This window comes from Sulfurimonas sp. (assembly GCF_041583195.1).
Taxonomy (GTDB): domain Bacteria; phylum Campylobacterota; class Campylobacteria; order Campylobacterales; family Sulfurimonadaceae; genus Sulfurimonas.
This window is the reverse complement of the sequence record NZ_JBFHGL010000021.1, coordinates 1-11,963: the sequence shown is the minus strand read 5'-3', so window position 1 is coordinate 11,963 and position 11,963 is coordinate 1. Positions and strand designations below refer to the sequence as shown.

Genomic DNA, 11,963 nt, shown 5'->3' with positions numbered 1-11,963 from the left:
CCCTATCTTCCGTGGGCGTAGGAACGTTGAGGAGATTTGACCCTAGTACGAGAGGACCGGGTTGAACGTACCACTGGTGCACCAGTTGTCCTGCCAAGGGCATAGCTGGGTAGCTACGTACGGATGTGATAACCGCTGAAAGCATCTAAGCGGGAAGCCAACTCCAAGATGAACGTTCCCTGAAGTACGCTTGAAGACTACAAGCTTGATAGGCTGGGTGTGTACGCACGGTAACGTGTTTAGCTGACCAGTACTAATAGTACGTTTGTCTTTTTTTATAAATGCTTCACTACCTTGTTTAGTGTATTACTAAATAAGATAACTTATTAAGTTATTTATGTTGACTTTTATTCTATGCTTCGAAATGGCATAGAACATACAAACAATTATATCTTCACTCTAAACTAACACAGTCAAGTGTAAGTTCATACTGATGAATTTACACTTGATTGTCTAGGTGGTAACAGAGAGAGGGAAACGCCTGGCCCCATTCCGAACCCAGAAGCTAAGCCTCTCATCGCTGATAATACTTGTCCTTTCAGGATTGGGAATGTAGGTCGCCGCCTAGTTGATCAGTTTCTTTTTTAACAATCTAATCAATTTTTTTACTTATTTCTATTCTATTAAATCTTCTTTTTAATTTATATGTAATATATATCTTTCCTAATGTTAATTATGCTATTATTTTATATATTTTAAACGGGTATATTTATGAAAAATTATGTTAAAGAACAAATAAAGTTATCATATCAAACAAAACAAAAAATTTATGAAAATGATGAATTATTAGATAAAATTGTAGAAGTCTCACAAAAGTGTGTGGATCTTTATAAAACTGATAAAAAAACAATACTAGCAGGAAATGGTGGAAGTGCTGCAGATGCACAACACATTGCTGCTGAACTAGTTGGAAGATATGGTTTTGATAGACCATCTATTCCATCTCTAGCATTAACCACAGATACATCAAACCTTACTGCTATTGGAAATGACTACGGTTATGATAAAGTATTCTCTAGACAATTAGAAGGAATGGGACAGAGTGGAGATATATTTATAGGTATATCAACTTCAGGAAATTCTGTAAATATATTAAATGCTTTCGATGTTGCAAAAAAGAAAAATATTTTAACTGTGGCACTTGTTGGAAAAGATGGTGGTGAGATGGCTAAGAAAGCTGATATTGCTTTAGTAGTTCCATCAGATTCAACACCACGTATACAAGAATCACACATATTAATCGGTCATATAATTTGTGATATTATAGAAAAAGAGATATTTGGAGATGGTGTTAACTAGACTATGAATAAAGCACTGTTTTTAGATCGTGATGGTGTTATTAATGTTGAGAAAGATTATCTTTATAAAATAGAAGATTTTGAATTTATTGATGGTATTTTTAATATATGTCAATATTTTATTAATAATGGTTATTTGATTATAATTGTTACTAATCAATCAGGAATAGGACGTGGATACTATACTGAAGAAGAATATGAAGACTTAACTTCTTGGATGTTAGGTGCTTTATATGAACATGGAATAGAGGTGACACATGTATATCATTGTCCACATCATCCAGACATAACTGGTAGTTGTGAGTGCAGAAAGCCAAAACCAGGTATGCTATTACAAGCAGCTAAAGATTTTGATATTGATTTGGAAAACTCTGTGATGATAGGTGATAAAGAAAGAGATATAGAAGCAGCCTTAAATGCAGGACTAAAGACTACATATTTATTTGATGAATCAAAAAGTGTCAAAAAATCAAAAGCAACAATGATTATAGATAGTCTAAAGGAGCTTGTATGCTAATACTAAATACTGGCGGTACCTTTAATAAAAGATACAATCCATTAAATGGTGAGCTTGAAGTTCCTTGCGATTCATTAGCTGTTGAGAGAATATTATCCTCAGTTGAATCTGAATATGATATGGCCGGTGTTATGTTTAAAGATTCACTAGATATGGATATAAATGACAGAAAAACTTTAGCAGCAATTATTATGGAATCAAAAGATGATAAGTTTTTAATTGTTCATGGAACGGATACAATGGATGAAACGGCATTTTTTTTAGATGAAATATTTGATGACAGAACAATTGTTTTAACTGGAGCAATGAAGCCTTTTGAAATAGATAACATTGAGGCTACGTTTAACTTGGGTATGGCTATGGGCTTTTTAAATTCAAAAAATGATCATGGCGTTTATATCTGTATGAATGGCTTTGTTAAAAAATGGAATGAACTAAAAAAAAATAGAGAATTAGGAAAATTTGAACTTGTCTAATAAAGTAGCTTGTAACCATTGTCATTTAGAATTTGATGATGATATTATGATTAAAGAGGGTGATCTGAGATTTTGTTGTAATGGGTGTCAAGGAGTATATCATCTTCTAAATGAAGAAGGACTTGATAGCTTTTATGATAAAGCTGGTTCTACAAAATTAGCACCGCCAATGCATCAGCTAGATGATAGTTCTAGTTTTGATTCGCCATCTTTTTATGAGCAATATGTAAAAAAAGATGAAGATGGATTCTGTAAAGTTTCTCTTGTAATAGAAGGTATACATTGTTCAGCATGTGTCTGGTTAAATGAAAAAGCACTTCATAAAATGGATGGAGTAATTGAAGCAAATATCAATTTTACAAACAATAAAGCAATAATAGTCTGGGCTGATGATGTAGTAAAATTATCGCAAATTATAGAGATGATCCGAGCAATTGGTTATAACGCATTTGCATATGACAGTGCAAGTGGTGAAACATATGCAAATAGAGAGAGAAAATCATATTATCTTAAAATGTCAGTAGCTATTTTTGCTTCTATGAACATAATGTGGATAGCAGTGGCCCAATATGCAGGATATTTCACAGGTATTACACAAGAAGTCAAAACTATACTAAACATTGCAGAGTGGGTATTGGCTACACCTGTACTATTTTATAGTGGATGGGTGTTTTTCAGAGGTGCTTATTATGGACTTAAGACGAAAGTTGTGAATATGGATCTCCTTGTTGCAACAGGGGCATTACTTACATATCTTTATTCGATCTACATTACATTAATGGAAGAGGGTGAAGCATATTTTGATAGTGTAAGTATGATAATTACTTTTGTTTTAATTGGGAAATTTTTAGAAGTTTTAAGTAAGAAGAATGCTGCTGACACATTGGATATAATTGGAAAAGATATACCTAATGAAGTTAAAGTTTTCAAAGATAATTCCATAGTTTTATGTAAATTAGATGATGTAAATGTAGGTGATATTATCGTTGTAGGTTCTGGTGAACGTGTTTTATTTGATGGTGAAATAGTTAAAGGAAGTGGAAATTTTGATGAATCAAGTTTAACAGGTGAAAGTGAGCCTATATATAAAGAAAAAGGTGATAATGTTGTAAGTGGGACTGTCAGCATAGATGCAGATGTGTATTTTAGAACTGTAAAAGATTTTGAACATTCTACATTATCAAATTTAGTAACACTTCTTGAGAGTGCTATTAACAAAAAGCCAAAAATTCAGCAGTTAGCTAATAAACTTAGTGAATACTTTTCAAGTGTAATTTTAGTATTAGCATTTATTACATTTGCAGTATGGTGGATGTGGCCACATAGTTTTGAAACATCTTTTATGGTAGGTATATCTGTTATAGTTATAGCATGTCCTTGTGCTTTAGCTCTAGCAACTCCTGTGGCAACATTAGTTGGACTTAGCTTGGGAACTAAAAAAGGTATTTTATTTAAAGAAGCAGCTCAACTTGAGACTATGGCTAAGGTAGATACACTAGTTTTAGATAAAACAGGGACATTAACAGTTGGAAAACCTGAAGTAGTAAAAGAACATATATATGAAGAGTTTGATAAAACTTTACTTTATTCTTTTGTTAAAAATTCAAATCATCCAATTTCAAAAGGAATATTAAAATATTTAGATTGTAATAATGAAATTATTTTTGATGAATACACACAAGTGCCAGCTTGTGGAATTATTGCAAAATATAATAATAAAACTATACTTGGTGGAAATAAAAAACTATTAGATGAAAATAGTATAGATGTAGACTTTTCAAGTGATAATTCTTTATTCTATTTTGTAATAGATTCAAAAATAGTAGCAATTTATGAACTAAAAGATAATGTAAAAGACGATGCTGAGAAATTAGTTAAATCATTAGCTAAAAAAGGTATACATAGTATTATGCTGACAGGAGATAATGGCAAAACTGCTAAGAGAGTGGCAGATGAAGTTGGAATAAAAGAGTATTATTATTCACAATCACCACAGGATAAGTCGGAATTTATTAGTAAGTTAAAAGAAGAAAATAAAACCATAGTTATGGTTGGTGATGGTGTTAATGATATTTTAGCATTAGCTCAAGCAGATATATCAATTGTGATGGGAAGTGGAAGTGACATAGCTGTTGATGTAAGTGATGTAGTTTTATTAAATGATTCATTAAAGTCATTATCTGATGCATTTAAAATATCTCGTACAACTTTTGGGTTAATAAAACAGAACTTAGGTATATCATTAGTATATAATGCTATAACAATTCCTCTAGCAATGGCTGGTTATGTTATACCATTGGTTGCAGCAATCTCTATGAGTGTCAGTTCACTTTTAGTTGTTGGAAATTCTATGCGTATTAGATATAAATGGCAAAAGTCATAAGGAGCTTTTAAATGGATAATTGGGTAATAGCTATGATGCTTGGTGCATCTATTTTTTTAGGTGCAGTTGCTTTGTTTGCATTTTTATGGGCTATAAAAAATGGGCAGTTTGATGATCAAGAAAAGTTCTTAAATGGTGCAAAATTTGATAATGAAGATGATTTAAATGATGCTATTAATATAGAGAAAAAAAGAGAAGAGTTAAAGAAAAAATATAAACCTGAATAAGTTAATTCAACTACCGTTAGAGATAGTTGAATTGATAGTAATTACTTACCTATAGTTTGTGCAAATGCGTCTAAATCAGCGTCAGAGTATTTAGCAACTTGACCTTTCATAAGACCTTTCATAGGACCACCATAAGAACCATCTTTGTAACCTTTAAGTGCAGTAGCGATATCAGCATGGCTCATATCAGCAACAATTTTAGATTTACCAAGAGCAGCTTTCTCCCAGTTTTGACCATGACAACCTTTACATGCACCAGCATTAACACCAGCCATTAAAGCTGTACAAGCACCTAAAGTAACGATAGCAGAAGTAATTTTTTTCATTTATTTTCCTTAAATATAAATTATCGGAATTATTATAGTGGTTTGTGTCTTAAATAATATTTAATAAAATATAAAATTTCACAATTTTATTATTTAAAAAAATTATATTTTGTGTTCAGTTTGTTAGTGGTATATAATTTGCTTGATACTATGTTAAACATAGTGTGAAGGAAAAAAATGATAAAAAAATTAGCATTGCTAACAGTAAGTATAAGTAGTGTTTTCGCTATGCATACTGCTGAATTAAATATAAATCAGTATGATTTAGAAGCAGGTGTTAAGCTTGATATGGGACAATTTAATACGACTATAGAGCCTAATACAACTTTTATTGGATTTAATTATTTAAAAGCTGATACTGAACATGATTCTATAGCTGGAAATAGTAATATAGATGAACTTATAGATTTTAACTTTATGGTTAAACAAAAAATTGAAAATACTGATTTGACGGTCGGTCTTGGTATTAAAGCTGTGTATACATCTAATAAGTTTGATAAGAAATATGATTATTTATCTTTACCAATCGGTGCAGAAATAATGTATAAGTTACCACTAGATATACCGACACCTTTGAAATTAAAAGCTTCAGCTAACTATGCGCCTAGTTCATTAAGTTTTTCAGATGCAGATGGTTATTTAGATTATAGATTTGAAATGTACTTAGAACTAATGGAAAAAGCATCTGTATATTTAGGTTATAGAAATATAGAAACAGAATATGACACAAAATATTATCATTATAATAATGATATTACGTATAACAAATCTACATACTTTGGAATTAAATTTTCTTTCTAATTATTAATGAACACATAGACAGGTGATGAATCTATATTTATTATATCATCACCTATCTTTTCTCCATCACGCGAATAAACTTCAAAATAATCTTCTTTTTTTAAAGTAGTTGGACTTAAAGACCAGTGTATTTGCAGTAATTTATCTTTAACCTTACATTGAAATACATAATGATCTCTTTTAATATCAAGTCTTAAAAATTGTGCTTCTTTGAGATAGTTTATCATAGTTTTATATGTATTATATGCCGGATATTTTTTTATACCATCTCTATTGTCAATAAGTCCGTAACCGGGAGCTATTAGTTGATGCCAAGAGAGAGCATCAACTTGTTGTGATGCTAAAGCTAGTAGATAATATCTAAGCATAAAGTTCGCATAACTATCTGTATCTATACACTCTTTTTCACTTGTAGGTGCATATGGAGCAGTATTAGAGATCGGCCAGTTTATCTCAGTAAGATAAAGTTCATGTTTTGTTTTTGGACTCAGCCAAGTCATTGTTGCTAAAAGTGCTATTTTATCTGAAGCTGAAAAACCAAGTTGTGTATTTTCAGGTGCACCGCGTCTATCTACATATAACAGAGCAGATACACCGTCATATTTATATTTAAAAAAATTAAAAAGTGTATGCGCAGTAAAATGATATTCAAAATCTATCACACCACTGCCTATTAACTTTAAGTCAGGATATTTTTCTTTTTTTAAATCATATGCAACTTTATAAAAATTATTGTATTCATCTACACTGAAAAATCCCCATTTTGCACGGTTTATAGTTGTCCCAATTTCGTAAATATCTATTTGATCTTTTAGAGTTGAAAATATAATATCTAAATTGTTTCTAAAAAGATTTAGATCCTCCACATTCTCTCTGTCTTGCATTATTTTTAGTGTTATTTTTTTATCGTTTACATTGGATAAAAACTTTTCTAGTTCATTTAAAGTAGACATTTCCCAAAGTTTTAATCTAACTAAAATATGTTGAACATCAAGTTCTTTTATATACTCAATAGTTTTATCTGGCTCTCTTTGATAATCGACTCCTAAACAGAAAAAAGAATTTGTATCTATTTTTCTATGTTTTATAAAAGGCATCATGAATAATGATAAAGATAATACAGGTAACGATATGACTAAAGTTTTTAAAAACGACAGTATATTTCGCCTTCTCAGAATCTTTTTGTATCTTTTATTTTTTAGGGGGTATGGTTGATCGGAATAGTTATCCCATATATATGGTTGTTTCATAAGGTTAATTGTAGCATTATTTAGATAAAATGTTGCAAATTTTGCTGGAAAGGAAACAATATATGCATAAAGGTGCTACTATACTTTTATTTGCTTTTAGAAAGAGCCATGTTGGTTTCCTTAAAAGAATTGTAAACGAAAGTACTTCACCAAATAGCTTTAAAGTTATATCAAGTAGAGAAATATTAAGCATATCATGTAAAGGCTTGTCTGATCTGAAAAATATTAGCTTCAAAAAAGCATGTGATTTTGCAACAAAAGAATTTTTTGCTAAAAGTGGTTTAAAATTTCCAAAATTTTTAATATATAGTTTTTTTAGTATTTTGGCATATATAACTTATTTTCGATATTATAAAGTACTGAGTGAAGGGTATACTAAAATGTTACTGTGGAACGGTGGAAAGTTCAGACAGCTGATCGCTATAGAAATCGCAAAGCTTAAAAATATTCATGTATACTATTATGAAAACGGCTTACTTCCAAATACACTAGTCTTAGACCCTTCAGGAATAAACTTTGAAAACAGTTTATCAAGAGATGTAAAGTTTTATGAAAGTTATGAAAATGATAAAGAGCTTCCAAAAGAGTTAGTTCCTAGAGCTACTAGACATGTTGAAAAGTTTAATAGTGATAAAGCTACAGAATTACCATCAGAATATATCTTTGTACCTTTTCAAGTTGATTATGATACGCAGATTATTAAAAATTCTCCATGGGTTAAAAATATGAGAGAATTATTTAGTGTTATAGAAAATACAGCAAAAAATTCACATCAAAATTTTGTATTAAAAGAACATCCATCAAGTGGTATAAACTACCCTGATTTGCATAAAAGAGTTAAAAATATTCCAAACATGTCATTTCAAAACGGTTATTCAACACAGGAACTGATTGAAAAAAGTATAGCTGTAATAACGGTGAACTCAACTGTAGGGATAGAATCTTTACTTTTTCACAAAAAGGTTATTGTTCTTGGTAATGCATTTTATGCAATAAATGGAATAACTCATCCTGTTAAATCTTTAGATAAGTTAAATAAACTAATAGGTAATTTGGATAATTTAGAAATAGATGTTGAATTGGTAGATAAGTTTTTAAGATATCTTAATTATGACTATTTGATAGAAAAAGATGAAGAAGTTTATAAAAAATTTGCAAATTATCTATTAGATGAAAAAAATTAAATAAGGAGTATATATAGATGAAAGGTATAATATTAGCAGGAGGAAGTGGTACAAGGTTGTACCCTATAACAAAAGGTGTATCTAAACAGCTTGTTCCAATCTATGATAAACCTATGATCTATTACCCACTTTCTGTCTTAATGCTTGCTGGTATAAAAGAAGTTTTAATTATTTCAACTCCTCATGACTTACCGAGATTTGAAGAACTTTTAGGTGATGGTTCAGATATTGGTATGAAGTTTGAATATGTAGTTCAACCAAGCCCAGATGGACTGGCACAAGCTTTTATTTTAGGAGAAGAGTTTTTAGACGGTGATGATGCATGTTTAGTTCTTGGCGATAACATTTTTTACGGACATGGATTGACTGAACTTTTAGCGCAATCTGTGAAGAATGCAAAAGAGCAAAATAGTGCTACTGTATTTGGTTACTATGTTAAAGATCCTGAACGTTACGGTGTAGCTGAGTTTGATAAAGACGGGAACGTTACATCTATAGAGGAAAAACCAAAGGAACCAAAAAGTAACTATGCTGTTGTTGGGCTGTACTTTTATCCTGGTGATGTTGTTAAGAAAGCTAAAAATGTTAAACCATCAGACCGTGGTGAGTTAGAAATTACAACCCTTAATCAAGATTATTTGAATGAAAAAAGATTAAAGGTTGAGTTAATGGGCCGTGGATATGCTTGGCTTGATACTGGAACTCATGAATCATTGCTGGAAGCTGGTCAATTTATACAAACTATTGAGAACAGACAAAGTTTAAAGGTTGCATGTATAGAAGAGATAGCGTATGAAATGGGTTATATTTCAAAAGAGAAACTATTAGAACTTGCAGAGCCTCTAAAGAAAAATCAATATGGACAATATCTTATAGCTAGAGCTGCGCAGGGTGTTAAATAGATGAATTTTATAAGAACAGAGATTGAAGATGTAGTTATAATTGAACCTAAAGTACATGGTGATGATAGGGGTTATTTTGTAGAAACTTTTCGTGCTGATAAGCTAGAAGAATTTTTAGGTTATAAAATAAGTTTTTGTCAGGATAACGAATCAAAAAGCTCTAAAGGAGTTTTAAGAGGCCTTCATTATCAACTCTCCCCTGCGGCACAGACAAAACTTGTTCGTGTAATTAAAGGACGTGTTCTTGATGTAGCAGTTGATATAAGAAAAGGTAGTCCTACTTTTGGTAAACATGTAGCTGTTGAACTTACAAGTGAAAACAAAAGACAACTTTTAGTGCCACGTGGTTTTGCTCACGGTTTTGTCGTGCTAGAAGATGACACAGTATTCGCTTACAAAGTTGACAACTACTACTCACCTGAAAATGACAGAGGGATTGCTTTTGATGATTTAGATATCAATATAGACTGGAAAATACCACATAGTGAACTTAATTTATCAGCTAAAGATAAAGTACAACCTAAACTGAACGAAGCGAATGATATTTTTGAATATGGTGTAGATTACTATGCATAATATTTTAGTAACTGGAGCTAATGGACAACTTGGTTCTGAAATTAAAGAACTGTCTTCAGAATATGAAAATAACTATTTTTTTACAGATAGAGAAGAACTTGATATCTCTAATGAACAAGCAGTCAAAGAGTATATAAATTCTAATAATATAGACGTTATTATCAATTGTGCTGCTTATACAGCTGTTGATAAGGCAGAAGACGATCAAGAAAATGCAAATAATATAAACCATTTAGCAGTTAAATATTTATCAGAAATAGCAAAAGAAAAATCTGTAAATATGATTCATGTATCAACTGATTATGTGTTTAATGGAAAAAATCATAAACCTTATGTTGAAGAAGATTCTGTAAATCCAAATAGCGTATATGGAAAAACAAAATTAGATGGTGAAAATGCTATGCTACATATTAATCCAAAGAACTCTATAATTATAAGAACGTCTTGGGTATATAGTAGTTTCGGAGCTAACTTTGTAAAAACAATGCTTCGTTTAGGTAAAGAGAGAGATGAACTTGGTGTTATATTTGATCAAGTTGGGACTCCTACATATGCAAGGGATTTGGCAAAGATTATTTTAGAGATACAACCAAAAATAGATAATGAAAATGTAGAGATATACAACTACTCAAATGAGGGTGTGTTATCTTGGTATGATTTTGCAAAAGAGATTATGCGTATGGCCAAATTAGATTGTATAGTTAACCCAATTGAGACTAAGGAATATCCAACTCCTGCTTCAAGACCACACTATTCTTTACTAAATAAAGCTAAAATAAAAAAAGTATTTAATATAACCATCCCATATTGGAAAGACTCACTTGATGAATGCTTAAGAAAACTAGGAGAAAGAAAATAATGAAATCTATTTTATTAACAGGAACAGCAGGCTTTATAGGTTCAAACTTTGTGCCTTATTTTTTAGAAAAATATCCAGATTATAAACTTATTAATCTAGACCTTTTAACATATGCAGGTAATTTAGAAAACCTAAAAGAGTGTGAAGGAAATCCTAGATATAAATTTATAAAAGGTGATATTTGTAATCGTGAATTAGTTGAGTTTATATTTAATGAATACGACATTCAAGGGGTAATTCACTTTGCAGCAGAAAGTCATGTCGATAACTCTATAAAAAATCCTGGAGTATTTATAGAAACTAACGTTAATGGTACATTCACACTTATAGATGTAGCATATAAATATTGGATGGATAAACCATTTGCTTACAAAGAAAAATACAACAACTGCAGATTCCATCATATCTCAACAGATGAAGTTTACGGAACACTTAGTGACGATCCAAATGATCTGTTTACAGAAGAAACTCCTTATGCTCCAAATTCTCCATATTCTGCAAGTAAAGCAAGTAGTGATATGGTTGTTAGAAGTTACCAAGAGACTTACGGGTTAAATACGGTTATAACAAATTGTTCTAATAACTATGGACCAAAACAACATGATGAGAAACTTATACCTACGATAATTCGTAAAGCACTTGCAAGTGAACCTATCCCAATTTATGGTGATGGTAAAAACATACGTGACTGGTTATATGTACTTGATCACTGTAAAGGGATAGATATTGTTTATCATACAGGTATAGAAGCAAATGTATATAACATCGGTGGACGCAATGAGAGAACTAATCTTCAAATAGTTGATCGTATATGCTCTATTTTAGATGAGAGAGTTCCAAAAAATGAGAGTTATAAGGAACTTATAACTTTTGTAGAGGATCGTGCAGGACATGATAGACGTTATGCGATAGATGCAACAAAGTTAGAAAATGAGTTGGGCTGGAAAGCTGATGAAAATTTTGATACAGGAATTATCAAAACTATAGATTGGTATTTGGAGAAATATGCTATTTAATTCACAAGAGTTTATCTTTTTATTTTTACCTATAACGTTTTTTATATATTTCTTTTTATTAAACAGAAGGTTAGTAGTAGGGGCAAAGGGTTTATTAGTTTTTTCATCGTTGTTTTTTTATAGCTGGTGGAATATAGCATACTTACCT

The 11,963-nt window shown here is 30.9% G+C and carries 13 protein-coding genes, 2 rRNA genes and 1 pseudogene; 14 read left to right on the top strand and 2 right to left on the bottom strand.

Translation table 11 applies throughout. From position 1 onward, the window contains the following. From ABZA65_RS12240 to ccoS, 7 genes are all read left to right on the top strand, one after another. Positions 1-278 (top strand): 23S ribosomal RNA (locus ABZA65_RS12240); the annotation flags it as partial. A gap of 175 nt (positions 279-453) precedes the next feature. Continuing rightward, positions 454-569, top strand: a 5S ribosomal RNA gene (gene rrf, locus ABZA65_RS12235). A gap of 142 nt (positions 570-711) precedes the next feature. Continuing rightward, a complete protein-coding gene (locus ABZA65_RS12230; protein ID WP_373074059.1) occupies positions 712-1,299 on the top strand; it encodes an SIS domain-containing protein in 588 nt (195 codons plus the stop codon). Between the two features lie 3 nt (positions 1,300-1,302). After that, positions 1,303-1,815: a D-glycero-beta-D-manno-heptose 1,7-bisphosphate 7-phosphatase gene (gmhB, locus tag ABZA65_RS12225; RefSeq protein ID WP_373074057.1), complete on the top strand. Its 513-nt coding sequence runs from the start codon at positions 1,303-1,305 to the stop codon at positions 1,813-1,815. Then, complete coding sequence (locus tag ABZA65_RS12220; protein ID WP_373074055.1) at positions 1,809-2,291, top strand: asparaginase domain-containing protein; 483 nt, start codon at positions 1,809-1,811, stop codon at positions 2,289-2,291. Before gmhB ends, ABZA65_RS12220 begins: the two co-directional genes overlap by 7 nt. After that, positions 2,284-4,674, top strand: a complete 2,391-nt coding sequence (locus ABZA65_RS12215; protein WP_373074053.1) for a heavy metal translocating P-type ATPase — start codon at positions 2,284-2,286, stop codon at positions 4,672-4,674. The genes ABZA65_RS12220 and ABZA65_RS12215 overlap by 8 nt, the downstream gene beginning before the upstream one ends. 11 nt (positions 4,675-4,685) lie before the next feature. Next, positions 4,686-4,901 carry a cbb3-type cytochrome oxidase assembly protein CcoS gene (ccoS, locus tag ABZA65_RS12210; RefSeq protein ID WP_373074051.1) on the top strand — a complete coding sequence of 72 codons (216 nt, stop codon included), beginning with the start codon at positions 4,686-4,688 and terminating at the stop codon, positions 4,899-4,901. A gap of 41 nt (positions 4,902-4,942) precedes the next feature. Here the strand turns inward: ccoS and ABZA65_RS12205 are convergent, their stop codons facing one another. Continuing rightward, positions 4,943-5,227, bottom strand: coding sequence for a cytochrome c (locus ABZA65_RS12205; protein WP_373074049.1), 285 nt, complete (start codon positions 5,225-5,227; stop codon positions 4,943-4,945). Between the two features lie 177 nt (positions 5,228-5,404). On the opposite strand from ABZA65_RS12205, the gene ABZA65_RS12200 reads away from it, so the two are divergent. After that, positions 5,405-6,028, top strand: a complete 624-nt coding sequence (locus tag ABZA65_RS12200) for a YfaZ family outer membrane protein (protein ID WP_373074047.1) — start codon at positions 5,405-5,407, stop codon at positions 6,026-6,028. On the opposite strand, the gene ABZA65_RS12195 is transcribed toward ABZA65_RS12200, so the two are convergent. Beyond that, entirely contained in the window at positions 6,025-7,128 is a 1,104-nt protein-coding gene (locus tag ABZA65_RS12195) for a glycosyl hydrolase (protein ID WP_373074045.1), read from the bottom strand. The two genes, ABZA65_RS12200 and ABZA65_RS12195, sit on opposite strands and share 4 nt — an antisense overlap. Before the next feature lie 212 nt (positions 7,129-7,340). Here ABZA65_RS12195 and ABZA65_RS12190 point away from each other — a divergent pair, with 212 nt between their 5' ends. From ABZA65_RS12190 to ABZA65_RS12165, 6 genes and pseudogenes are all read left to right on the top strand, one after another. Next, positions 7,341-8,462: a hypothetical protein gene (locus ABZA65_RS12190; RefSeq protein WP_373074043.1), complete on the top strand. Its 1,122-nt coding sequence runs from the start codon at positions 7,341-7,343 to the stop codon at positions 8,460-8,462. 17 nt (positions 8,463-8,479) lie between these two features. After that, entirely contained in the window at positions 8,480-9,364 is an 885-nt protein-coding gene (gene rfbA, locus ABZA65_RS12185) for a glucose-1-phosphate thymidylyltransferase RfbA (RefSeq protein ID WP_373074041.1), read from the top strand. Further along, complete coding sequence (rfbC, locus tag ABZA65_RS12180; protein WP_373074039.1) at positions 9,365-9,940, top strand: dTDP-4-dehydrorhamnose 3,5-epimerase; 576 nt, start codon at positions 9,365-9,367, stop codon at positions 9,938-9,940. It begins immediately after the preceding gene. After that, positions 9,933-10,799 (top strand): dTDP-4-dehydrorhamnose reductase, encoded by an 867-nt coding sequence (rfbD, locus tag ABZA65_RS12175; RefSeq protein ID WP_373074037.1) that lies wholly within the window; start codon positions 9,933-9,935, stop codon positions 10,797-10,799. Before rfbC ends, rfbD begins: the two co-directional genes overlap by 8 nt. Then, positions 10,799-11,815 (top strand): dTDP-glucose 4,6-dehydratase, encoded by a 1,017-nt coding sequence (gene rfbB, locus ABZA65_RS12170; protein ID WP_373074035.1) that lies wholly within the window; start codon positions 10,799-10,801, stop codon positions 11,813-11,815. The genes rfbD and rfbB overlap by 1 nt, the downstream gene beginning before the upstream one ends. Further along, positions 11,805-11,963 (top strand): annotated as a pseudogene (locus tag ABZA65_RS12165) (MBOAT family protein); the annotation flags it as partial. The gene rfbB and the pseudogene ABZA65_RS12165, both read left to right, overlap by 11 nt.